Source organism: Pandoraea commovens, from assembly GCF_024704525.1.
GTDB lineage: Bacteria > Pseudomonadota > Gammaproteobacteria > Burkholderiales > Burkholderiaceae > Pandoraea > Pandoraea commovens.
Genome location: NZ_CP102780.1, coordinates 1523406 through 1548123 on the forward strand (window position 1 = coordinate 1523406; position 24718 = coordinate 1548123).

General features: G+C 63.5%; 19 protein-coding genes. 10 read left to right on the forward strand and 9 right to left on the reverse strand.

Annotation, left to right across the window (positions count from 1 at the left end; all coding sequences use genetic code 11):
• Positions 1-6: 6 nt before the first annotated feature.
• Entirely contained in the window at positions 7-1518 is a 1512-nt protein-coding gene (locus NTU39_RS07415; protein WP_257959582.1) for a cobyric acid synthase, read from the forward strand.
• 141 nt (positions 1519-1659) lie between these two features.
• Positions 1660-2283 carry a nucleotide-binding protein gene (locus tag NTU39_RS07420; protein WP_257959583.1) on the forward strand — a complete coding sequence of 208 codons (624 nt, stop codon included), beginning with the start codon at positions 1660-1662 and terminating at the stop codon, positions 2281-2283.
• A 58-nt stretch (positions 2284-2341) separates the two neighbouring features.
• Here NTU39_RS07420 and panD read toward each other — a convergent pair whose 3' ends face one another.
• The 4 genes from panD to NTU39_RS07440 form a co-directional block, all read right to left on the reverse strand.
• Positions 2342-2764, reverse strand: coding sequence for an aspartate 1-decarboxylase (gene panD / locus NTU39_RS07425; protein ID WP_047907323.1), 423 nt, complete (start codon positions 2762-2764; stop codon positions 2342-2344).
• Positions 2765-2925: 161 nt separating this feature from the next.
• Positions 2926-3762: a pantoate--beta-alanine ligase gene (gene panC / locus NTU39_RS07430; protein ID WP_150665098.1), complete on the reverse strand. Its 837-nt coding sequence runs from the start codon at positions 3760-3762 to the stop codon at positions 2926-2928.
• 7 nt (positions 3763-3769) lie between these two features.
• Positions 3770-4597 (reverse strand): segregation and condensation protein A, encoded by an 828-nt coding sequence (locus tag NTU39_RS07435; protein ID WP_044457839.1) that lies wholly within the window; start codon positions 4595-4597, stop codon positions 3770-3772.
• Positions 4598-4912: 315 nt separating this feature from the next.
• Positions 4913-5095, reverse strand: a complete 183-nt coding sequence (locus NTU39_RS07440; protein WP_150577487.1) for a DUF3460 family protein — start codon at positions 5093-5095, stop codon at positions 4913-4915.
• 426 nt (positions 5096-5521) lie between these two features.
• Here NTU39_RS07440 and NTU39_RS07445 point away from each other — a divergent pair, with 426 nt between their 5' ends.
• The 3 genes from NTU39_RS07445 (at position 5522) to bamE (ending at position 12176) form a co-directional block, all read left to right on the forward strand.
• The gene (locus NTU39_RS07445; RefSeq protein ID WP_257959584.1) at positions 5522-7246 is read left to right on the forward strand and encodes an autotransporter assembly complex protein TamA; all 1725 of its coding nucleotides are present in this window, start codon (positions 5522-5524) and stop codon (positions 7244-7246) included.
• Positions 7246-11499: a translocation/assembly module TamB domain-containing protein gene (locus tag NTU39_RS07450; RefSeq protein WP_257959585.1), complete on the forward strand. Its 4254-nt coding sequence runs from the start codon at positions 7246-7248 to the stop codon at positions 11497-11499. Before NTU39_RS07445 ends, NTU39_RS07450 begins: the two co-directional genes overlap by 1 nt.
• Before the next feature lie 140 nt (positions 11500-11639).
• The gene (bamE, locus tag NTU39_RS07455; protein WP_150665303.1) at positions 11640-12176 is read left to right on the forward strand and encodes an outer membrane protein assembly factor BamE domain-containing protein; all 537 of its coding nucleotides are present in this window, start codon (positions 11640-11642) and stop codon (positions 12174-12176) included.
• A 10-nt stretch (positions 12177-12186) separates the two neighbouring features.
• Here bamE and NTU39_RS07460 read toward each other — a convergent pair whose 3' ends face one another.
• On the reverse strand, positions 12187-12429 hold the full coding sequence (locus NTU39_RS07460; RefSeq protein ID WP_257959586.1) for a DUF6356 family protein: 243 nt from the start codon (positions 12427-12429) through the stop codon (positions 12187-12189).
• A 116-nt stretch (positions 12430-12545) separates the two neighbouring features.
• Here NTU39_RS07460 and NTU39_RS07465 point away from each other — a divergent pair, with 116 nt between their 5' ends.
• Positions 12546-13007 (forward strand): Lrp/AsnC family transcriptional regulator, encoded by a 462-nt coding sequence (locus tag NTU39_RS07465; RefSeq protein WP_039403921.1) that lies wholly within the window; start codon positions 12546-12548, stop codon positions 13005-13007.
• A gap of 84 nt (positions 13008-13091) precedes the next feature.
• Here NTU39_RS07465 and metG read toward each other — a convergent pair whose 3' ends face one another.
• Both metG and NTU39_RS07475 read right to left on the reverse strand, forming a co-directional pair.
• Positions 13092-15197, reverse strand: coding sequence for a methionine--tRNA ligase (metG, locus tag NTU39_RS07470; RefSeq protein WP_150665095.1), 2106 nt, complete (start codon positions 15195-15197; stop codon positions 13092-13094).
• Between the two features lie 375 nt (positions 15198-15572).
• Positions 15573-16235: a YiaD family glycine zipper/OmpA-like lipoprotein gene (locus NTU39_RS07475; protein WP_150665094.1), complete on the reverse strand. Its 663-nt coding sequence runs from the start codon at positions 16233-16235 to the stop codon at positions 15573-15575.
• A gap of 274 nt (positions 16236-16509) precedes the next feature.
• Here NTU39_RS07475 and apbC point away from each other — a divergent pair, with 274 nt between their 5' ends.
• The 4 genes from apbC (at position 16510) to gltS (ending at position 22331) form a co-directional block, all read left to right on the forward strand.
• Positions 16510-17592: an iron-sulfur cluster carrier protein ApbC gene (gene apbC, locus NTU39_RS07480; RefSeq protein ID WP_150665093.1), complete on the forward strand. Its 1083-nt coding sequence runs from the start codon at positions 16510-16512 to the stop codon at positions 17590-17592.
• Between the two features lie 165 nt (positions 17593-17757).
• Positions 17758-18327 (forward strand): dCTP deaminase, encoded by a 570-nt coding sequence (gene dcd / locus NTU39_RS07485; RefSeq protein WP_039373928.1) that lies wholly within the window; start codon positions 17758-17760, stop codon positions 18325-18327.
• Between the two features lie 103 nt (positions 18328-18430).
• Positions 18431-20716, forward strand: a complete 2286-nt coding sequence (locus tag NTU39_RS07490; RefSeq protein ID WP_150665092.1) for an arginine/lysine/ornithine decarboxylase — start codon at positions 18431-18433, stop codon at positions 20714-20716.
• 394 nt (positions 20717-21110) lie between these two features.
• Positions 21111-22331 (forward strand): sodium/glutamate symporter, encoded by a 1221-nt coding sequence (gene gltS / locus NTU39_RS07495; RefSeq protein ID WP_257959587.1) that lies wholly within the window; start codon positions 21111-21113, stop codon positions 22329-22331.
• Between the two features lie 70 nt (positions 22332-22401).
• Here gltS and argH read toward each other — a convergent pair whose 3' ends face one another.
• Together argH and aroQ are read right to left on the reverse strand one after the other, a co-directional pair.
• On the reverse strand, positions 22402-23799 hold the full coding sequence (gene argH, locus NTU39_RS07500; RefSeq protein ID WP_039399986.1) for an argininosuccinate lyase: 1398 nt from the start codon (positions 23797-23799) through the stop codon (positions 22402-22404).
• Positions 23800-23919: 120 nt separating this feature from the next.
• Positions 23920-24684, reverse strand: coding sequence for a gamma subclass chorismate mutase AroQ (gene aroQ, locus NTU39_RS07505; protein WP_257959588.1), 765 nt, complete (start codon positions 24682-24684; stop codon positions 23920-23922).
• Positions 24685-24718 lie beyond the last annotated feature (34 nt).

Consider the following 24718-nt stretch of genomic DNA (forward strand, 5'->3'; position numbering starts at 1 on the left):
CGCGTCATGAGTGAAATCCCTGTCAAATTCGAAGCACCCGGCGGCTCGCGTCGCGGCACCCTGATGATTCAGGGGACGTCGTCGGATGCGGGCAAGAGCACGGTCGTTGCCGGTCTTTGTCGTCTGCTGTTGCGCGAGGGCGTGCGCGTCGCCCCCTTCAAGCCGCAGAACATGGCGCTCAATAGCGCCGTGACGGCCGACGGCGGCGAGATCGGGCGCGCACAAGCGTTGCAGGCCCAAGCAGCAGGCGTCGCCCCGCATACCGACTTCAATCCCGTGCTGCTCAAGCCGAGCAGCGACCGGGGCGCACAGGTCATCATCGGCGGCAAGGTCCTGGCCGATCTCGATGCGCGTGCGTATCAGGAGTACAAGCCTCGCGCGATGGCGGCGGTGCTGGCCGCGTACGAGCGTCTGCGCACGGGGTACGACGCCGTGCTGGTCGAGGGCGCGGGCAGTCCGGCTGAGGTGAACCTGCGCGCGCGCGACATCGCGAACATGGGCTTCGCCGAGGCAGTCGATGCTCCGGTGCTGCTCGTCGCCGACATTGATCGGGGAGGCGTTTTCGCGCAATTGATCGGCACGCTGGCGTGTCTGTCGGACAGTGAAAGTGCGCGTATCAAGGGCTTCGTCATCAATCGCTTTCGCGGCGATCCGTCATTGCTCACGAGCGGGCTGGAATGGCTGGAGACGAAGACGGGCATCCCGGTGCTGGGTGTGTTGCCGTACCTGCACGGGCTGTATCTCGACGGCGAGGACATGCTGCCAGGCGAACGTCACAAGGCCGCGAGCGGCGAGACGCGTCTGCGCGTGACCGTACCCGCCTTGCCGCGCATCAGCAATCACACCGATTTCGACGCCTTGCGTGCGCATCCGCAAGTCGATTTCCGTTATGTCGGTGCGGGCGAGGCGTGGCCCGCCAGCGATCTCGTGATCCTGCCCGGGAGCAAGCACGTGCGTGCCGATCTCGCGTGGTTGCGCGCACAAGGCTGGGAATCGGCGATAGCGCGGCATCTACGCTATGGCGGCAAAGTGCTGGGCATCTGCGGGGGCTTGCAGATGCTGGGTGCTGCGATTCACGACCCGCTTGGGTTAGAAGGCGATGCGGGTACGACCTCGGGTCTTGGCTGGCTGGAGATCGAAACCACCATGGAGACCCAGAAGCAATTGCGCGTGGTGGCCGGACGTCTCACCGCTGGCGACGCGCCGGTGAACGGCTACGAGATCCATATGGGGGTGACGCGCGGGGCGGCGCTTGCGCGTCCTGCGGTCTGGCTGGACCGTGGCGAACAAGCCCCGGTCGCCGACGGTGCCCGCTCGGCCGACGATCAGGTCATGGGGACGTATCTGCACGGCCTGTTCGACACCCCTGATGCACTGCAAGCGCTGCTCGCGTGGGCGGGCGCACGCGATCTGGCGGTGCAGGACTACAACGCGCTGCGCGAGGCGTCGCTGGACCGATTGGCCGACGCGTTTGCCGCGCATCTGGATTTGCCGCGCGTGTGGGCCTGTCTGCGCTAGCAGGGAGGCTGGTGGGCATGCAGCTCGCGCGCGTCTGGACGGCGTGCTGAGGTCCGGCCAGGACTCGACCGAACCCGGCGGAAGCGGCTCCGTCATCGACCCGTTGTAATATTGGCGAAAATCGACCTCGGGGAGTCTGCAATGCCGGTGATTGTGGTGGCGAATCCAAAGGGTGGCGTGGGCAAGAGCACGCTGGCGACGAATCTGGCGGGCTATCTCGCCGCGCAGGGCCATGCCGTCATGCTGGGCGACACGGATCGTCAGCAGTCCTCGCGCGCCTGGCTGGGGCTGCGTCCACCGGCGCTGCGCCCGATCGCCACCTGGGATGTCGACCACAACGAGGTGGCGCGTCCGCCCAAGGGCACCACGCACGCAGTGCTCGATACGCCTGCGGGTTTGCACGGCAAGCGTCTCGAGTCGATCCTCAAGCTCGCGGACCACATTCTGGTGCCGTTGCAACCGTCGATCTTCGATATCCTCGCCACGCGCGATTTTCTTCAGAAGCTGGGCGAAGAGAAGGCGGTGCGTCAGGGCGACGTGCGCATCGGTGTGGTCGGGATGCGTGTGGACGCTCGCACCCGGGCGGCCGATCAGCTCTCGCGCTACTGCGAGGAGGCGGGTCTGCCGGTGCTCGGCATGCTGCGTAACACGCAGAACTACGTGCAGCTCGCCGCGCATGGGCTGACGTTGTGGGATGTCGCGCCGGGGCGCGTCGAGCGCGACCTGCCGCAGTGGGATGGCATCACCGAGTTCGTGGCGAGATAAAAAAAGGGACCCGCAGGTCCCTTTTTCTTTGGGCTGCGCCGGTATCCGGCGCGTTGCCTTACTTCGCAGCCTGGGCGGCTTCGAAGGCGCGGGTTTCTTCCCACGCTTGCAGCGGCACGTGATCGCGCTCGCCCTTTTGCACGTTCTTCTCGTCGACGAACACCAGCTTGGGCTTGAAGCCTGCCAGCACTTCCTTTTCCTCGACTTGTGCGTACGACACGATGATCACGATGTCGCCGAGCTGCGCACGACGTGCGGCCGCGCCGTTGAGCGAGATCATGCCGCTGCCGCGCTCGCCGCGAATGGCATAGGTCGTGAAACGTTCGCCGTTGTTGACGTTGAAGATGTCGATTTGCTCATTTTCGACAAGGCCCGAGGCTTCGAGCAGGTTTTCGTCGATCGCGCACGAGCCTTCGTAATGCAATTCGCAATGCGTTACGGTGGCGCGGTGGATCTTCGACTTGAGCATGGTGCGGTACATGGCGTGCCTCTTGTGTTGCGATGTGTTGCGATGCCGCGCACGCTGCGCGACGAAGAATGTGCGCGCGGAATCGACGAAGTGCCGACACGCGCACGGCTTGCGCCTGGAGCCCTTCGCGGCGGTCGTGCTGGTTGCTCGACCGTGCGCGGTGGGCCCGGCGCTCAAATTTCGAGGTTGTCGATCAGACGCGTTGCGCCCAGTTTGGCGGCGGCGAGCACCACCAGGCTTTCTGCCGGTGCCGCGCCGGGGGCGGGCACGCGCAGATTGGCGCGCTGGCGAATCGACACGTAGTCTGGCTTCCAGCCACGTTCGGTCAGCGTCTTCATAGCCGACGCTTCGAGCGCCGCGTAGTCGGTGCTGCCACCGTTCACGGTGTCGCGGATTTCATTCAGCAGACGGTACAACTGCGGCGCTTCCGCGCGCTCGGCGTCAGACAGATAGCGGTTGCGCGAGGACAGGGCGAGACCGTCGTCGGCACGCACCGTCTCAGCGGCGATGATTTCGATGGGCAGTGCAAACTGACGGCACATGCTGCGCACGATCATCAGTTGCTGGTAGTCCTTCTTGCCGAACACGGCCACGCGCGGCTGCACACACGAGAACAGCTTGGTCACGACCGTGCATACGCCCTTGAAGAAGCCGGGACGGAACTCTCCTTCGAGAATGTCGCCCAGATCGTGCGGCGGCTCGACGCGGTATTCCTGCGGCTCCGGATACATCTCCTTCTCGTCCGGCGCAAACAGCACGTAGACGTTCTCGCGCGTGAGCTTCTCGATGTCGTCCAACATCGTGCGCGGGTACTTGTCGAAGTCCTCGTTCGGCCCGAATTGCAGACGGTTCACGAAGATGCTGGCCACGACCGGATCGCCGTGCTGGCGGGCGAGTCGCATGAGCGAGAGGTGGCCTTCGTGCAGATTGCCCATCGTGGGCACGAAGGCGACGCGATTCTGTCCGCGCAGTTGGTCGCGCAGTTCGTGAATCGAGGGGATGACTTTCATGGGGCGCTCAGTTTGGGGTGTAAGTCAGGCGGACGTAGATCGGCGCAAACGGCTCGGCCTGCGTGATCTCCAGCAGCGACTCGCGCGTGAGTTCGAGCATGGCGATGAAGTTGACCACCACGACCGGCACGCCGCGCGTGACGTCGAAGAGCTCGGTGAACTCCATGAAACGCGCGCCTTGCAGACGTCGCAGAATCTGGCTCATATGCTCGCGCACCGACAGTTCTTCGCGGGAAATCTTGTGATGCTGAACAAGCTTGGCGCGACGCAGTACCTCGGCCCATGCGGCGCGCAGGTCTTCGGCGTCCACATCGGGAAAACGCGGCTGAAGGCTTTGCTCGATATAGACCTGCGAGCGCAGGAAGTCACGGCCGAGCACCGGCAGCGTATCGAGCTTTTGCGCGGCAAGCTTCATCTGCTCGTACTCCAGCAGACGACGCACCAGTTCGGCGCGCGGATCTTCCGCTTCCTCACCGGTGTCGGCCTTCTTCACCGGCAGCAGCATGCGCGACTTGATCTCGATGAGCATCGCCGCCATCAGCAGATACTCGGATGCCAGTTCCAGATTGGTCCGGCGGATCTGTTCCACATAGAGCAGGTACTGCTTCGTGACCTGCGCCATCGGAATGTCGAGCACGTTGAAGTTCTGCTTGCGGATCAGATACAGCAACAAGTCGAGCGGGCCTTCGAAGGCTTCGAGGAAGATCTCGAGGGCGTCCGGCGGAATGTAGAGATCGTTCGGCAGCGCAAACAGCGGCTCGCCGTAAAGACGTGCACGCGCTACACCGTCGACCGTATCGGGCGTGGAGTCCTGCCCGTCGTGCGGCGCGGGCAGCTCGGTGGCCGAACCACCGGCACCACTTGCACCACTCGCACCTCCCGAGCGCGACGTTGCGGCGGGTGGCGCTTCGCCGGTTGCGCCTTCGGGGGCATCGGCGTGGGTCTTGTCCGCTTCGACAGGCTCGCCTTGGGCCGGAATCTCCTGCGAACCGTCGTTTCGGCCATCGTCCGGCGTCTGGTCGGCAGCACTGCTCGCCACGGGATCGACGTGCTCAGGCACCGGCGCGATCTCGGGGATCGGGTCGGGCGTGAGCGACGGATCGTCGGGCGTACTCGGATTCAATGCGGAACTCGGCCGGAGAGCGGCGATTTACTCGCTTTGGTAGACGTACGGCTGCTGGGCCACACGCGATTGCTGGGCGCGGCTGCGCTCTTCCATATCAATCGGTTGCTTGTCCCACAGCAGGGAACGACCCTTGCGTTGCTCCGCTTCCAGCGTCGGCTTCTCGGTCTTGAGTTGCTTGATGAATTGGGTGATGTCGGACTCGTACATGGTCGATTGCTTGAAAAATAGGCAAAAGCGGCACCGTCCTGACGGTGCCAATCGACGCAGATTCTACCGCAAACCCGTCGCCGTTCGGTGTTTTGGCGTTTTGGGCAATTCGCCCGAATTTAAGCCGCATGGGTGAACCGTACTCCCGGATATGTTCAAATACGAGTCACATACGCAATGCGCGGTGTCTCGTTGTGCCATGCTGGCGGGCATCGTGCGTTTGAGCACCCCTCACGGCACGCCGGACCACCGGCGGCGATATTTCCAAGGAAGGTTTTGACCGTCTCGCAGATCAAATCCGGACACGACGCTGGCCGTCGCTTTGGCGTGCGCATTTCAGTACGCCCATTGGTTCGCTCATTAGTACGCTCATTAGTACGCTCACTCCCGCATCTCCTGCGCATTCGCCACCAGCCGACCCGACTGGTGAGCCTGGCGGCGCTGGCTTGCGGCCTGTGCGCACCCGGTCTGGCGCAAGCGGACTATCGGGTGCGTGTCGACGCGCCCAAAGACATCGCCAAGCTCCTGAAGGACAACCTCGACGTCGTGCGCTACGCCTCGCGCGACGACATCGGTGAGGCCCAGTTCGAGCACATCGTGGCCACCATCGGCGAGCAGGTGCAGGAACTGACGTCCACGGAAGGCTATTTCTCGCCTGTCACCCATGTGGACGTGGCGACCATCAACGGTAAGCGCGACGTCGACATCAAGGTCGAGGCTGGCCCCCGCACGCATATCAAGGAAGTCGATCTCAAGTTCACCGGTCCGGTCGCCGAGCAGGATCCGCAGCGCGTCGAGCAGTTGCGCAACGCCTGGGAACTGCCCGTAGACGCACCCTTTCGTCAGTCCGACTGGGACAAGGCGAAGAACGACACCCTGTTCCAGCTCGGGCAGAAGCGCTACCACGCCGCGAAGATGACGTTCTCGCGCGCCGTGGTCGACGCCGATAACGATGCCGCCTCGCTCGCCGCGACCTACGAGAGCGGCCCGCCGTTCACGCTCGGGCCGCTGGTGATCACCGGCACGCGTCGCTATCCCGCGCAGATCATCCGCAACGTCAATCCGCTGTCCGAGGGCGAGGCCTTCGACGCTGACCGCTTGCAGGAGCTACAACGCCAGATTCAGGCCACGCCGTACTTTTCCAACGTGATCATCTCGGTGACGGAAGACCCGTCGAAGGCCGAACTCGCGCCGGTGGAAGTGAAAGTGCGCGAATTCCCCCAGCAGCGCGTGCAAACCGGTGTCGGCTACACGACGGACACCGGCGCGAGCATCAACGGGCGCTACTCTTACTACAACCTGTTCGGCAAGGCGTGGACGTTCGACTCGCAAGCGCGTCTCGAACAGTACCGGCAGGGCGGTTACGCCGAAATCGGCATGCCACCGGACGAGAGCGCCTACACCAACAGCCTGCGCGGGTCGTTCGACCGCACGTATCTGAACGGTCTCGACCAGCGCTCGACGCAGGTCGGCATCAAGCGTGCGCGCTCGCGCGAGCGTTACGACTGGGCGTACACGCTGGACTTCTATCGTACGGACGAGCGTCCCGATGGTGGCGAGCGTTTCCTCAACAAGGCACTCGTACCTGCGTTCTCGTGGAATCGTCGCGATGTCGACGACCTGATCTTTCCGCGCAAGGGCAACATCATCAACACGCAGCTCGGCTTCGCCGCAAAGCCGCTGCTGACCGATCAGAGTTTCGCGCGGCTCTACGGCCGTATTCGCCAGTACTTCCCGGTCGGACAGCGCGATCTCGTGCTGGCGCGCCTGGAACTCGGCGCGGTGCTGACGAACGGCAACAGCAACCGCATCCCGTCGTCGCTGCTCTTCTTCGCGGGGGGCACCTCGTCGATTCGCGGCTACACCTATCAGAGCATCGGCCGTCAGCAGAACGGCACGACCTTCCCGACGAAGTACCTTGCGACGGCAAGTCTCGAATATCAGCGCTGGGTCACGCGCGATTGGGGCGGCGCAGTGTTTTGGGACGTGGGTACGGCGACCGATGACTATCGTCATCCCACACCGCTGTATCACGGTGTCGGTTTGGGGGTGCGCTGGCGCAGCCCTGTCGGCCCGGTGAATCTCGATCTCGGATATGGCGTGCATGACCGGCGTTTCCGTCCGTCGATCTCGCTGGGGGTGGCCTTCTGATGATGAAGATGCTGCTCAATACCTCGATGCCGACGACCGCCATGACCGATGTTCGCCAAGGCGGTCGCGTTGCACAGGACACCGGGCGAGAACCCACGGAACCCACATTGACGCGCTCCGGCATGCAGGGAACGGACGGTAGCGGGACTCCGCCGCCGGATAACGCGTCGACACCGCCGCCGCCACGGCGCCGACACTGGGGACGTACGCTCGCGGCCATCGTCCTCGCGCTGCTGCTGATCGTCGTACTCGCCATCGGCGCGCTGGTGTGGGCCATGTCGAACGAACGCGGCAGCCGCTGGCTATGGCAGACGGCCGTCTCGACGCTCGGCGGCAAGCTCTCCGGCGAATGGCGCAGCGGCAGCGTGTTGCACGGTTTCACGCTCAACGACATGCGCTACGTGGATGGTGCGACGCGCATCACTGTCAGCCGACTCGAAAGCCGTTGGGATCTCGGCCTGCGGCCGCTGCACTTCACCGTCGACAAGCTCCATGCGGGCGATGTGGATCTGGCTTTCGCGCCGTCCCCGCCGTCGAACACGCCGACGACGATGCCGACAAGCCTGCGTCTGCCGTTGGGATTGACGCTGAACGACGTACGCGTGGCGAAGCTCACGCTGCACTCGCCCGCGCTCGTGCTTGAAGACATTCGCGTCGCAGGTCGTAGCGACGGCACGCAGCACACGGTGCAGATCGAGCATCTCGGCACGCCGTATGGCGAAGCGCAGGCCAGTCTGCAACTGAACGGGCAGCGTCCGTTTGCGCTGAATGGCAACGTCGGATTGCAGGCCAAGGCGGGTGACATTCCCGTCGCGCTCAAAGCCGATTTGTCAGGCTCGCTCGACGCTCTCGTCGTCGACCTGACGGCCAGCGGCGAGAAGCTGAACGGGACGGCGCACATCGCGGCGTCGCCGTTCGGTCCGGTGCCGCTCTCGCGCGCGCAGATTGCGCTCGATCACCTCAATCCGCGCGATTTCGCATCGGGTGCGCCGCAGGCGGACCTCGCAGTGCAGGCCGACTTGCGGCCGCAACCGGGCGCAAAGGAATTCCGCGTGCTGGGTCCGGTGTCGGTGACCAACGCGAAGCCCGGTGCGATCGATGCGGGCTGGCTGCCAGTGGAGAGTCTGCGCACGCAAGTGTTGCTCGATGCGACGCGTCAGGCATTGACCGGCATCGAGTTGAAACTCGCAGGCCGCGCCGTGCTGACCGGCAGCGGTGAGTTGCGACGGGAGAAGGTGGCGGCGACGGCAAGCGCGCCCGCGCCTGCTACTCCGACGACGTCTTCCGCAAGCGCAGCCAGTACCGCAAGCGCCGCGATGGCCACGAATGGGACCACGGCCGATGCCGAAGCGACCGTCGGCGGCTTTGCCTTCACGATGCGCGACCTCGACCTGCGCGCGTTGTACGGCAAGCTGCCCGCGACGAGGCTCGGCGGCCCGCTCGACGTCAAGCTCGACGCGACCGGCCAGCGCATCGTGCTCGACTGGCGCGATGCGGCCCGTCGTGTGCTCGCCGACGTCGGTCTCGACGCGAAGGGCACCACGATTCACGCGCTGTCGCTCGATGCGGGCAACGGCAAGGTCGCGGCAACCGGCGTGCTGGAGAACGGCGACACCGGCGCTTACAAGGCGCAGATCAAACTGACGCGCTTCGATCCCGCCGCATGGTACGACCTCTATGGCCCGCAAAAGGCCGGGACAAAGACACCGGTCGCCAGCGTCACCGGTCAGTTCGATGCACAGGGCGCGCTGCGTCCAGATTTCGGACTGACGCTGAAGTTCGCGTTGCAGGACAGCGTCTACGCCGACTTGCCGATGAGCGGTGCGGGCACCGTGAAGCTCGCTGGCACGCGTTTGTTGCCGAGCGATGCGAACCTGCTCGTCGCGGGGAACAAGGTCGTGCTGCGGGGCAGCTTCGGTGCGCCGGGCGACAAGATGGCGGTCAACGTTGACGCCCCGTCGCTCGATAAGCTGGGCTTCGGTCTGGCAGGCCGACTGCAACTGGATGGCCAGGTCTCGGGCACGGTGGAGCGCCCGGTAGTTGCCGCAACGCTTGCCGCCGACAAACTCGTGTTCGGCGCGCAAAAGCTGGAGCATCTGGCCGGTAAGGTGGATGTCAGCGGCGGTTTCCCCGGCGTCGCGAGCGATCGTCTGAATGTCACGCTCGACGGGCAGGGTTTCGCGAGCAGCGTCGCGCGACTCGACAAACTGTCATTGGCGTTGGCGGGTACTCGCGGTGCACACACACTGCATCTGAAGGCCGCGGGCAAGTTGCGCGAAGCACCGCTCGACATGAATCTCGATGCATCGGGTGCAGTGACCAACGCAGGCGGCAAGCCGGGTTGGAAGGGCACGATCCAGACGCTCGAAAACCGTGGCGTGCCGAAGCTGAATCTCGCGTCGCCGTGGCAGATCGAAGCCAGCGCGCAGCGCGTGCATCTCGGTGCGGCGAAGCTCGTGACGGGGGCCGGTGCGCTTTCGCTCGCGAACTTCGATTACGGCGGCGGCCAACTGAAGACCGCCGGCACGATCGACACGCTCGACGTCGCGCAGGTGCTGCGTGTCGTTCAGACGTTCACCGGCGAGGTGCCGCCGATTGCCAGCGACCTCGTGCTCGACGGCAAGTGGAATGTGAGCGCCGGTCAGCGCGCGGACGGGTTCGTGGAAATCGTGCGTCGCAGTGGTGACGTCACGCTGCGTCGCGGCGGCATGAACGATCACGTCAAAGTGACGATCACTGGCATTCCCGGTCTGAGCGCGGAGAAGGGCGGCGTAGGGGCACGCGTGCCGCTCGGCATCTCGGAGCTGCGCACTCGTATCGATCTGTCGGGCCAGACGGCGCACACGACGCTCAAGGCCGTGTCCTCGCTGGTCGGCACGGTCGACGCTGACGTGCAAACCGGGCTGCGCGTGCAGGGCGGTATTCCGGACGTACCCGACGACGCGCCGCTCACCGGTCGCATCGCCGTCGCGATTCCGAACCTCTCGAAGTTCGAAGACCTCGCCGGAGCACAGTTCGCCTTCAAGGGCCGCGCCAACTTGCAGGTGGCACTGGCGGGCACGGTAGCAAAGCCGCGTCCGACCGGGGAGCTGACGGCCGACGATCTTTCAGCGCAGATGTTCGACACGGGCGTGAGCGTGAAGGACGGCAGGATGCGCATCGCGCTCACACCGACCGAGATCGTGCTGCGCGACGTGGTCGTGACCGGCGGTGGCGGTGGCACGGCGCGTGCAACGGGCAATATCCGTCTCGACACACCTGAGCCGACGCTCGCGATCACGCTCGCCGCAGACAAGTTGCAGCTCTTCGCCGCACCTGATCGTCAGTTGTCGCTCACGGGCGAGGCCAAGGCCACGGGCAGTGGCGAAGCGATCGCCGTGAACGGCAGCTTCACCGTGGATCGCGCGCGCTTCGCGTTGCCGCCCACGACCGCGCCGAAGCTGGGCGACGACGTCGTGGTGGTGCGTGGCGGCGCTCAGGCACGGGCCAAGCCGCTCGATCCGAAGGAGGAAGCGGCGCGCATCAGCGAGAAGCCCGCCAGCCGGTTCTCGCCGCACATCAACGTCGAAGTGAATCTGGGCCGCGATTTCCGCTTCGTGGGCGCAGGTGCAGACCTTTTGCTGCGCGGCAGTATGCGTGTGCAAAGCGATCCGCTCACACCGATGCGCGGCACCGGCACGATCACGGTGGCGGAAGGCACGTACGAAGCGTTTGACCGCAAGCTCGCCATCGAGCGCGGGGAAATCAACTTCGTCGGCCCGCTGGGCAACCCGAACATCTACATTCAGGCGATGCGTCGCAATCAGGAAGTTGCTGCCGGGGTGCTGGTGACGGGCACGGTGCGCCAGCCGCGTGTGACGCTCGTCTCCGAGCCGAACGTCTCCGACGAAGAGAAGCTGTCGTGGCTGATGTTCGGGCATGGTCCGGATGGTGCGGGTCTCGGCCAGCGTCAGGCGATGGCGGGTGCAGCCACGGCGTTGCTCGGTGCCTCGGGTGGCAAGCGCATCATCAAGGATCTGGGGATCGACGAGTTCAGCATCGGCACCAGCGATTCCGGCTTGGCCGATGACGAGCAGGTGGTCAAGCTCGGCAAGGCGATCTCGGACAACTTCTCGTTGGGATACGAGCAAAGTCTGACGAGTGCAGCGAGTATCGTGAAAATCACGTGGCAGATATCGCGCCGCTGGCAACTGGCGCTGCGCACCGGTTCGCTGTCCGGCTTCGATGTGTTGTTCAACCGGCGCTTTGACTGATGCAGTGATGTCTTTGCATCGGCGCCGTGGATGTACGACCGGCAAATAGTCAGAGGAGGGTAACGATGAAAACGTCGCTCGATTTCGAACTTGGGGCGCGCGAATCAGGTGTGCGCCGGGGCCTTCGTTGGGGAGTCGCTATGGGATTGCTTGCGAGTCTGTTGGGACTGTTCGGCTGTGATCAGCAGCAAATCGACAAGGTGCGTGAAAAGGCGCAGGACACGTTCAACGCCGTCAAGCCGGACGATCTGATGCTGCGCGACCTCAAACCGGGCGTCACGACCGAGGCGCAGGTGCGCGATCAGATGGGCAAGCCCGAGATCGTATGGGAGAACGACGACGGCTCGCGCCGTCTCGAATATCCGCGTTCACCGGGCGGGTTGCGGACCTATATGGTCGACATCGCCGCCGACGGCAAGCTGCGCAGCGTGACGCAGGCGCTCTCGGCGGAGAACTTCCAGCAGGTGCAGCCGGGTATGTCGCAGGACGACGTGCGGCGTCTGCTCGGCAAGCCGACCACGGTCGCGGAATATCGTCTGAAGAAGGAGACGGTGTGGAGTTGGCGCTGGCTTGAGGACGGCGTGAACACGCCAGGCATGTTCAACGCCCATTTCGGCCCGGATGGCCGCGTCACGGTGACGTCGCGCTCGCCGGATCCGGCGTCGGAGCGACCGTGACGGTTCAGTGTTACTGGGTGGCGTGCGGCGATTGCGTCTGATGACCCGCGCGGCGGTCGCGATGCGTCACCATCCGGTCGTGCAGCCGCGTGATGATCCGGCTACCGGTCTTCTCGAACATGAACGGCAGTACCGCATGGACGAGACACGCAAGGCATGCGCCGAGCAGGGGGAGGGCGAATGACAACGACGTCGCCATGTGCTGGAGATAGTTTTCGCCGACCGAGGCGGGATGTTGAGTGAAGATTTTCATGGCGAGCGTTTTTTTCAGAATGTTTCTGAAGTCTACTTGCCGTCACCGGGTAAAGGCTTCCAAATCTTCCTTCAAATGGGGTAGGATTTGGAAAAATTTTCCTCCCGGGTGTCATTGTGGATAAAACCGATCTCGCAATTCTCGAAAATCTGCAATCCGATGCCTCGCGCTCACTCGGTGAACTGGCCGAAGCGGTGCATCTGTCGCCTACGCCCTGCTGGCGGCGCGTGCAGCGTCTGCGCGAAAGCGGCGTGATCACCGGACAGGTGACGCTGTGCGATCCGCAGCAACTCGACCTGCGCGTCACGGCGTTCGTCTTCATCAAGGCGGCAACGCACAGCGAGGACTGGATGGTTCGTTTCGTCGCGGGGGCGCGGGAGTTGCCCGAAATCGTCGAAATTCATCGCATGGCGGGCGAGATCGACTATCTGCTCAAGGTCTACTTGCCCGACATTGCGGCCTACGACCGTTTCTACAAAAAGCTCATCCGCGTGGCCGATCTTCAGGACATCAGCGCCAGCTTTTCGATGGAAACGGTGAAGTTCACCACGGCCTTGCCGGTGGACCACTTGCGGTAAGCAACTCCGCCGACACTCAAAAACAAAACACCCCGAGGCCGGATCGCCGGCGCTCGGGGTGTTTCGCTTTCGGGACTGCGCGTTTTACTTCACGCGCATGCCGGGCTTCGCGCCGTTGTGCGGCTCAAGAATGTAGATGCCCGGCTCTGCCTTCTCGTCGGCGGCCGAAGCGGCGAGCACCATGCCCTCCGACAGACCGAACTTCATCTTGCGCGGTGCGAGGTTCGCGACCATCACGGTCAGCTTGCCCACGAGCACTTCGGGCTGCGGATACGCCGACTTGATGCCGGAGAAGACGTTGCGCGTTTGCGCTTCGCCCACGTCGAGCGTGAGTTGCAGCAGCTTGTCCGAACCTTCGACAGCCTTGCAATCGACGATGCGCGCAATACGCAGATCGATCTTGGCGAAGTCGTCGATGGTGATGATTCCGTCGTCAGTCTTCTCTGCCGCTTTCTCGACTTTTTCGGACTTGGCCGCCTTGTCCTTGCCCTTCGCTGCGGCGGCGTCGGCCACCGGAGCCGTCGCTTGCAGCGAGTCGCGGTTGGCGGCGAGCAGCGCTTCGACCTGCTTGCCTTCGACGCGCGTCATCAGATGCTTGTACGCGTTGATGGCGGCATCGGCGGTAAGCGGACGGTTCACGTCCTGCCACGTCTGCGGGGCGATGTTCAGGAACTGCTCCACCGCCTGCGACGTCGTCGGCAGCACCGGCTTGAGGTACAGCGTCAGCAAGCGGAACGCTTCCAGACACACCGAGCAAGCCTCGTGCAGCGCCGCAGCCTGTGCCGGGTCCTTCGCCAGATCCCACGGCTTGACCGTATCGACGTAACCGTTAATCGCGTCGGCCTGTTCCATCACCAGACGCAGCGCCTTGCCGAACTCGCGACCTTCGTAATACGCGGCGATCTGCGGGGCAGCGGCGCGCACTTGTGCGAGCAACGGCGCGTTCATGGCGTCCGCCGAGACACGGCCGTCGAAACGCTTGATCAGGAAGCCGGCGGCACGGCTGGCGATGTTCACATACTTGCCGACCAGATCGCTGTTCACCCGGGCGATGAAGTCATCGAGGTTCAGGTCGAGGTCTTCCATCGTGTTGCCGAGCTTGGCGCCGATGTAATAACGCAGCCATTCCGGATTCAGCCCGGTGTCGATGAAGCTCTGGGCCGTGATGAACGTGCCGCGCGACTTCGACATCTTCTGGCCGTCCACGGTCAGGAAGCCGTGGGCGTACACGTTGGTCGGCGTGCGATGGCCCGAGAATTCGAGCATCGCCGGCCAGAACAGCGTGTGGAAGTACATGATGTCCTTGCCGATGAAGTGGTACTGCTCGGTCGTGGAACCGGGCTTGACCCATTCGTCGAAGTTCAGACCGCGCTTGGCGCACAGGTTCTTGAAGCTGGCGTAGTAGCCGACCGGCGCGTCGAGCCACACATAGAAATACTTGCCCGGCGCGCCCGGAATCTCGAAGCCGAAATAGGGCGCATCGCGCGAGATGTCCCAGTCGGCGAGCGTCGATTCGCCATCTTCACCGAGCCATTCCTTCATCTTGTTCGCGGCTTCGGGCTGGGCGAGGCCCGACACCCACTTGCGCAGGAACTGCTCGCAGCGCTTGTCCGAGAGCTTGAAGAAGTAGTGCGTCGACGTCTTGCGAATCGGCGTGGCACCCGAGACGACCGAGTACGGATTGAGCAGGTCGGTCGGCGCGTAGGTCGAGCCGCAGACTTCGCACGAATCGCCGTACTGATCCTTCGCGCCGCACTTCGGGCATTCGCCCTTGATGAAGCGGTCCGGCAGGAACATCTCCTTGACCGGGTCGTAGGCCTGTTCGATATCGCGCGCCTCGATCAGGCCCTGTTCCTTCAGGGCCAGATAGACGTTCTCGGACAATTCGCGGTTCTCTTCAGAGTCCGTCGAATAGTAGTTGTCGAACGAAATGTTGAAGCTGTCGAAGTCGCGCTTGTGTTCCGTCCACACGCGCTCGATCAGTTGCTTGGGCGTGAGGCCTTCCTTCTCGGCGCGCAGCATGACCGGCGTGCCGTGCGTATCGTCCGCGCCAACGTAGTAGACCTCATGGCCCTGCATTCGCATGAACCGTACCCAGATATCGGTCTGGATGTATTCCACCAGGTGACCGATGTGAATCTGGCCATTGGCGTACGGCAGTGCGGATGTGACGAGAATGCGGCGGGACATGTGGTTTGACTGTGTGGGTTGAGGGTTGCGGGAAAGGACGATTCTAGCAGGCGGGCGGCACCCGCGCCCAAACGGACGTCCGGGCAGGGGTGTGTCGTGGAAAAGCGCGCGGCCAAAAAAAAGCCGGAACGAGGTTCCGGCATAACTAGGCACACGTAACGTCAATAACAAAGAGGAGATGAAAGCGCCCACGGTAGGCACTTCCGAAGGGTCTGAGCGCTGGGGTAGGGGATTAGTTCAACCGATGTGCCGACTTTCGATGCTGCGTCGCAACATGCGACCCGGCCTTAGCGCAGAAACGCGCATGCCCGGCGGACCGGGCATGCGTTTGGATGGACTGACCGGATGTCAGTCCGGTGAAGCCTAGCGATGCGCTTAGCGAGGCGCTTGCTGTTGCTGCTGCGGCGCTTGCAGGAGAATTTCAACGCGACGGTTCTGCGCGCGACCTTCTGCCGTGGCGTCCGAGGCGACCGGCTGGCTGGAGCCGACGCCCACGCCTTGCAGACGGCGAGCATCGACGCCGCGCGAGGTCAGGTACTGGATGACCGCATTGGCACGATTTTGCGAGAGCGGAATGTTGATGCGATCGCCACCGGTGCTGTCCGTATGACCGATCACACGGGCCGTGATGCCCGGATTCTGGTTAAGCGAGTTCGCCAGATCGGTGAGCACGGCGGCGAAGTTCGGCTTGATGGCGTACTGGTTCGTGTCGAACGTCACGTCGCTCGGCACGTTGACCTGGAGCTGACCGTCCGGACGCTCGGAGATCTGCGTGCCGGTGCCGGCCGTGTGACCGCCCAGCGTGTTCTTGATGGACTGCCAGTTGTAGCCCGTGGCGCCGCCGGCGGCGGCTCCTACTGCCGCGCCGATCAGGGTGCCGGTGGTGTTGCCTCCGATGAGGTTGCCCAGCCCCGCCCCGACCGCTGCGCCGACACCGGTGCCGACTGCCGTGTTGGTGCCCTGCGGCGTCTGGCATCCTGCCAGCATGGCGGCCGAGACCAGTACGAGCGCAGAAGCGCGCAGAGTGTTCTTGTTCATTTGAGGCTCCTTATCGATTAGCTAGCTGTGATGAAACACGCGTAAGCACTTCGTTGAAGCACGCGCGCGCCGCAGGGGTTTTGAGCCTGAAGGCGCGACGTCTTTTACAATAGCGCTGAGCTTCAACCGCAGGCAAGGACATCTTGCCGCGACGGCTGGTTCCCCATAACACGCGCGCCTCGAATGCTAGTCGAGAGCGTGCGCCACGGTTGTTACAAGTTGTTAGCGCTATGCCGGGTTGTCCCGGTGCGCCCCGACAGAGCGAGAGACCCATATGGAAGTCGCCCAAATCAATGAAGTGCTGCGTGGTATCGTCGACCCGGATACGGGCCTGGACCTGATCGCCGGAAAGTATGTGAAGCAAGTCGCGGCCGAGCACGGCCACGTCGGCATTCAGATCGAGTTCGGCTATCCCGCCAAAAGCCAGTTCGAAGCCATGCGCACTCGCATTACCGAGGCCGTCGGCAAGCTGCCCGGGGTCGAGCGCGTAGCCGTCGAAATCGGCCAAAAGATCGTAGCGCACACCGTACAACGCGGGGTGAAGCTTCTTCCCAATGTTAAGAACATCGTGGCCGTGGCCTCGGGCAAGGGTGGCGTGGGCAAGAGCACCACGGCCGTGAACCTCGCGCTCGCGCTGGCGGCCGAAGGCGCGAATGTCGGCATCCTCGATGCAGACATTTACGGCCCGTCGCTGCCGACCCTGCTGGGTATTCACGGCAAGCCGGAATCGAAGGACGGCAAGACCCTCGAGCCGATGAACGGCCACGGCCTGCAGGCCAGCTCCATCGGTTTCCTGATCGAGCCGGACAATCCCATGGTCTGGCGCGGCCCGATGGTCACGCAGGCACTCGAACAACTGCTTAACCAGACCAACTGGCACGACCTCGACTATCTGATCGTCGATATGCCGCCGGGCACGGGCGACATCCAGCTCACGCTCGCGCAGAAGGTGCCTGTCACGGGCGCGGTCATCGTGACCACGCCGCAGGATCTGGCGCTGCTCGACGCGCGCAAGGGTCTCAAGATGTTCGAGAAGGTCGGCGTGCCGATTCTGGGGCTGATCGAGAACATGAGCCTGCATATCTGTTCGAACTGTGGCCACGAGGAGCCGATCTTCGGCGTCGGCGGCGGCGAGCGCATGAGCCATGATTTCGACGTCGAGCTGCTGGGTAAGCTGCCGCTGGAAATGAGCATCCGCGTGCACGCAGACGCCGGTATGCCGAGCGTGGTGGGCGACCCGGACGGCCGTGTGGCCGAGCTGTACAAGGCCATCGCCCGCAAGGTCGCGGTGAAGATTGCGGCGCGCCAGAAGGACATGACGAGCAAATTCCCGTCGATCGTCGTGCAGAACACGTAAGAATGGCAGGAGGATGGCGTGAAAGCGGGGTAGGTACGTCACAAAGCCCGTCGGGCCGGGCTGGAAGGCCCGGCGCGGGGCGCTGCGAGTGAAAACATCACCGCACCGCAACATTCGCGTAAAATATGCCCACTTTTTACGTACTACCCCAATTCAGGCCCACACATGAGCATCAAGTCCGACAAATGGATCCGTCGTATGGCCGAGGAGCACGGCATGATCGAGCCCTTCGAGCCGTCGCAGATCCGGTATTCCCAGGACGGGCAAAAGATCGTCAGCTACGGCACGTCGAGCTACGGCTACGACATTCGCTGTGCGCCTGAATTCAAGGTCTTCACGAACATCAATTCGACGATCGTCGATCCGAAGAACTTCGACGAGAAGTCCTTCGTCGACGTCGAGAGCGATGTCTGCATCATCCCGCCGAACTCGTTCGCGCTTGCGCGCACCGTCGAGTACTTCCGCATTCCGCGCAGCGTGCTGACCGTGTGCCTGGGCAAGTCGACGTATGCCCGGTGCGGCATCATCGTGAACGTAACGCCGTTCGAACCCGAATGGGAGGGCTACGTGACCCTGGAATTCTCGAACACGACGCCGCTGCCGGCCAAGATCTACGCCAACGAAGGCGTGGCTCAGGTGCTGTTCTTCGAATCCGACGAAGTCTGCGAGACGTCGTACAAGGATCGCGGCGGCAAGTATCAGGGACAGCGTGGTGTCACGCTGCCGAAAACCTAGCCTGATACGTTAACTCGCCGCCGGTGAGCACCTCACACATCGCAATGCCCCAGAGCCACGGCCATGTCGGACCGTGGCTCGTTCTTTTGTCGAAGGAACGCCAATGAAATTCCGTTTTCCGATCGTCATCATCGACGAGGATTTCCGCTCCGAAAACATCTCCGGGTCCGGGATTCGCTCTTTGGCGGAGGCTATCGAAGCCGAGGGCATGGAGGTCAACGGCCTTACCAGCTACGGCGACCTGACCTCGTTTGCGCAGCAGGCGAGCCGCGCGTCGAGCTTCATCCTGTCCATCGACGACGACGAATTCGGCACGTTCTCGAGCGAATCAGGCGGTGAAGGCGAAGGCGAACTCGCGCTCGCCATCATCAACCTGCGTGCCTTCGTGCAGGAAGTGCGCCGTCGCAATCCGGACATTCCGATTTTCCTGTACGGCGAGACGCGCACGTCGCGCCACATTCCGAACGACATCCTGCGCGAGCTGCACGGCTTCATTCACATGTTCGAAGACACGCCGGAGTTCGTGGCGCGTCACATCATCCGTGAAGCGAAGTCTTACCTCGACTCGCTGCCGCCGCCGTTCTTCCGCTCGCTCACGCACTACGCGGCCGACGGTTCGTACTCGTGGCACTGCCCGGGACACTCGGGCGGCGTGGCGTTCCTGAAGAGTCCGGTCGGTCAGATGTTCCACCAGTTCTTCGGCGAGAACATGCTGCGCGCCGACGTGTGCAACGCCGTGGAAGAACTCGGCCAGTTGCTCGACCACAACGGCCCGGTCGGGGCGTCCGAGCGCAATGCGGCGCGCATCTTCAACGCCGATCACCTTTTCTTCGTGACGAACGGTACGTCGACGTCGAACAAGATCGTCTGGCACGCCACGGTGGCGCCGGGCGACATCGTCGTGGTCGATCGTAACTGCCACAAGTCGATCCTGCACGCCATCACCATGACGGGTGCCGTGCCGGTGTTCCTCACGCCGACGCGTAACCACCTCGGCATCATCGGCCCGATCCCGAAGTCGGAATTCGAGCCGGACGTCATTCGCGCCAAGATCGAAGCCAACCCGTTCGCCCGCGAAGTGCTGGAGCGCGACCCGAACGCCAAGCCGCGCATTCTGACGATTACGCAAAGCACGTACGACGGTGTGATCTACAACGTCGAAATGATCAAGGACGTGCTGGGCAACAACATCGACACACTGCACTTCGACGAAGCCTGGCTGCCGCACGCGGCGTTCCACGAGTTCTACCGCGACATGCACGCTATCGGCGAAGGCCGTCCGCGCTCGTCCGAAGCGACCATCTACGCCACGCACTCCACGCACAAGCTGCTCGCAGGGATTTCGCAGGCGTCGCAGATCGTGGTGCAGGATTCGGAAGCGCGCACGTTCGATACGTACCGTTTCAACGAAGCGTATCTGATGCACACGTCGACCTCGCCGCAATACGCGATCATCGCGTCGTGCGACGTGGCCGCCGCCATGATGGAGCCGCCGGGCGGCACGGCGCTGGTCGAAGAGTCGATTGTCGAAGCGCTCGATTTCCGCCGTGCCATGCGCAAGGTGGATCTGGAGTATGGCGATTCGTGGTGGTTCTCGGTCTGGGGCCCGGAGAATCTCGGCGACGAGGGCCCGATCCAGCGCGAGGACTGGGTGCTGCGGGCGAACGACCGCTGGCACGGCTTCGGCGATCTGGCCGACGGTTTCAACATGCTCGACCCGATCAAGGCGACGATCATCACGCCGGGGCTGGACGTGGGCGGCGAGTTCGGCGAGAGCGGCATTCCGGCTGCCATCGTGACGAAGTATCTCGCCGAGCACGGCATCATCGTGGAGAAGACCGGCCTGTACTCTTTCTTCATCATGTTCACGATCGGCATTACCAAGGGCCGCTGGAACTCGATGCTGACCGAGTTGCAACAGTTCAAGGACGACTACGATCACAACCGTCCGCTGTGGCGTGTGCTGCCGGAGTTCGTCGCGCAGTTCCCGCGCTACGAGCGTATCGGTCTGCGCGATCTGTGCGATCAGATCCACAGTGTGTACAAGGCGAACGACGTGGCGCGTGTGACGACCGAGATGTACCTCTCGGACATGCAGCCCGCGATGAAGCCGACGGACGCCTTCTCGAAGCTGGCGCACCGCCAGATCGACCGGGTGCCTATCGACGAACTCGAAGGCCGTGTCACGAGCGTGCTGCTCACGCCCTATCCGCCGGGCATTCCGCTGTTGATCCCGGGCGAGCGCTTCAACGCCGCGATCATTGAATACCTGCGTTTCGCGCGTGACTTCAACGAGCGCTTCCCCGGCTTCCACACCGACATTCACGGTCTGGTGGTCGAGGAAGTCGACGGCCGTCCCGAGTACTTCGTGGATTGCGTGCGACAGTAAGTCCGTTTACCTGCATGCCGGATCGCTGCGAAGCGAGTCCGACGCGGCCGGAGGCTTCGGCCGACAAGCGTCATAAAGGGACGGCCCCATGTGAAAGCATGGGACCGTTTTTTTTCGGGCCCGGAGAGCAACGTTGAGGCGGTGCTGTCGCATACGCCCATTAATGATGTGCAACTTGCGTAATTCATTCATCGGCGATGTGATAGCAACGCCAATCACCGCAATTTTCCATAATCGCCTGTGAATTCCCGCGAAAATCTCGCAAACGTTCGCGGCATCGCCTAAAACGGCAATTTAGTGACTGGACTCGAACGCGTCACTTTTGGGACTTTTCCCATCATTTTGTTGGGATGTCATTGCTACACTCGTCGCATTTTTCGAGCGGGGAGAGGTCATGGGCGTCACGAGGGAACTGGTGTTCAGCACCTACGGCACACTCGTCTGTGCCACGTTGGTGTTGCTGCTGGGGCGCAAGCTTGTCGAATGGATTGCGCCGCTGCGCACGTACAGCATCCCCGAGCCGGTCGCGGCTGGCCTGCTGGTGGCGCTCGGCACGCTGGCGATGCGTCAGTTCGGGCATTTCGAACTGCGGTTCGACACCTCGCTGCAAGGCCCGCTGATGCTGGCGTTCTTCGCGACCATCGGCCTCTCGGCGAATCTCGCTAGCTTGCGTGCGGGCGGCAAGCAACTGGTGCTGTTCGTGGGCGTCGTGGCGGGCATGTTGATCATGCAGAACGCCATCGGTGTCGGGCTGGCTGTCTCGATGGGGCTGGCGCCGGGCATCGGCTTGCTGGGCGGTTCCATCACGCTCGCGGGCGGGCATGGCACGGGCGCCGCCTGGGGCGAGACGCTCACGACGCGCTATGGCGTGCAGTCGGCACTCGAAATTGCGATGGCGTGCGCCACGTTCGGGCTGGTAATGGGCGGTTTGCTGGGTGGGCCGGTCGCGCGCTATCTGGTCGGACGCCGCCTCGGCGGCAAAGTCCCGGGCCTTGATGCGACGAAGGATGCAGCACCGGAGGGCTTCGAGCGACCGCATACGGTGCGTCTGATCACGGCGCAGGCATTGGTCGAGACGGTGGCGATGATCGCGATCTGTCTGCTCGGTGGCGAGTTGATCGCGGCATGGCTCTCGGATACGCCGTTCGAATTACCGACGTTCGTCTGCGTACTCTTTACGGGCGTGGTCGTGCGCAACCTGCTGTCGCTTGTCCGCTACGAGGTCTTCGACCGTTCGCTGTCCGTGTTGGGGAACGTGAGTCTGTCGTTGTTTCTTGCGATGGCGCTCATGGCGCTGCGACTGTGGGACCTGTCGACGCTGGCCGTGCCGATGATCGTCATTCTTGTGACGCAGGCGGTGGCGATGGCGGCGTATGCCATCTTCGTCACGTTCCGCGTGATGGGCAGCAACTACGACGCGGCCGTGCTTGCTGCAGGTCACTGCGGCTTCGGGCTGGGGGCGACGCCGACGGCGATTGCCAACATGCAGGCGGTGACAGAGCGCTTCGGTCCGTCGCACCTCGCCTTCCTGATCGTGCCGATGGTGGGGGCGTTCTTCATCGACATTCTGAACGCGCTCATCATCAAGGGCTTCCTGTCGTTGCCGTTGTTCTGACGACGGTTCGTCCTGCGCATAAAAAATGCCACCCGAGGGTGGCATCTTTCGTTGCTGAGTGCCGAAGCGATTACTTCGCGAGCTTCGCGCGTGCTGCTGCAATTGCACGCTGCACCTGCGCCGGGGCGGTGCCGCCGATGTGGTTGCGGCTGGCGACGGAGCCTTCGAGCGTGAGGTATTCGAAGACGTCTTCCCCGACGAGCGGCGAGAACTTCTGCAATTCGGCGAGCGAGAGATCGGCCAGATCGATGTCGCGATCCGAGCAGATCTTCACCGCGTGGGCGACGATCTCGTGGGCGTCGCGGAACGGCAGACCCTTCTTCACGAGGTAGTCGGCCAGATCGGTCGCCGTCGAGAAGCCTTGCAGCGCTGCGTTACGCATATTGGCTTCGCGCACCTTGATGCCCGGCACCATGTCCGCAAAGATGCGCAGCGTGTCGATCACGGTGTCGACCGTATCGAACAGCGGCTCCTTATCTTCCTGATTGTCCTTGTTGTATGCGAGGGGCTGGCCCTTCATCAACGTGAGCAGGGCGATCAGATGGCCATTGACGCGGCCGGTCTTGCCACGCGCCAGTTCCGGCACGTCCGGGTTCTTCTTCTGCGGCATGATCGAGCTGCCCGTGCAGAAACGGTCGGCCAGATCGATGAAGCCCACGCGCGGGCTCATCCACAGCACCAGTTCTTCCGAGAAGCGCGAGACGTGCGTCATCACGAGCGCGGCGGCAGCGGTGAATTCGATGGCGAAATCGCGATCCGACACGGCGTCGAGCGAGTTCGTGCAGACCTCTTCGAAGCCCAGCGTTGCGGCCACGCGCTCACGATCGATCGGGTAGCTCGTACCGGCGAGGGCGGCAGCGCCCAGCGGCAGACGGTTCACGCGACGACGCACGTCGAGCATGCGCTCGGCATCGCGGCTGAACATCTCGAAATAAGCCATCAGGTGATGACCGAACGTCACCGGCTGCGCGACTTGCAAGTGGGTGAAGCCCGGCAGGATCGTGGCGCTGTGCTGTTCGGCCAGATCCAGCAGCGCGCGGCGCAGGTCGCCGAGGTGCGTGCCGATGTTGTCGATTTCGCTGCGCAGCCACAGACGGATGTCGGTCGCGACCTGATCGTTACGCGAGCGGCCCGTGTGCAGGCGCTTGCCGGCGTCGCCGATCAGGGCGGTCAGGCGGGCTTCGATGTTGAGGTGGACGTCTTCGAGATCCAGTTGCCACTCGAACTGACCGCCTTCGATTTCGCCGCGAATCTGCGTCATGCCGCGCTGAATGTCGGCCAGATCCTGGGCGCTGATGATGCCTTGCGCAGCCAGCATGTCGGCGTGGGCGAGCGAGCCTTCGATGTCGAACAGCGCGAGGCGCTTGTCGAAGAACACCGACGCGGTGTAGCGCTTGACGAGATCGGAAACGGGTTCGGAAAAGCGTGCCGACCAGGCTTCGCCTTTCTTGTGGAGTTGGGAGGTCATTGTCGTAGCGTGGCCAAACGTGGAACGTAGCGGAACCGTGGCAAAGCACGGCAAACCGCGATTATACAGCCGCAGCGCCCGGGCCACGACTGCCGGGCGCTGTGATCTTGTTCGGTCGGTTTAGTGGGACGTGGCCGCCATCGAGAGCGTCCAGATGCGCGGCGGGGCCGACAGGCACAGGCCGGACGTCGCTTCGTCGAACGCGGCCCGTTGCAGCGCTTCGAGCTTTGCCGCGCGGGCGATGCGCTCGCGGGCCTGATGGATCCGCGCCAGACGCGTCGGGTCGTCCGGCAGGGCGCACAGACGGCCGAGGTCGTGCAGCAGCGAGGTGCCGAGCTTATCGAGCGCCGGACGCAGGCGCGTGCCAAGGTCCACCGGCTCGCCCGGCGCATGGCCGTCGCGCGTCCAGCGGGCCAGCAGCGCCGTTTGCACGAGCTTGCCCGCGTCAATCTGGAGACGGAAGAAGGTGCGGGCCTGCGCAGACGTGAGGCCGTACTGCGGGGCCTGCTCGCCCATGTTGTCGAGCAATGCCTGTTCGCGCGCCGTGTCCTGAACGGCTTTGCCCGTGCCGTACTTGTTACGTGCCACGGCTTCGCCGATCGCCAACCGCTTGAGAATGCCGTTCATCAGCGGATCGAGCACCGGGTCGACGACAGGACGCGGCTTTGCTTGGCGTGACGGATGGTCGGGCGCAGCCGCCATCGCCTGCGAGACCAGACGCACTGCGAAGCCGCGTACGCCATGCGGCGCGGCGGCCAGCGTGTGCGAGGACACATGGCCGGTGGTCGGCGCGGCTAACGACGGTTCGGAGGTTTCGGTGGCTGCGGCCGGGTTGGCATACGCCACGTGCGCGGCGGCACCCAGTCCCAGCAGGGTAGAAGTCACGAACAACGTTGCCCGTCGTGTGAAGGTTGCGCGT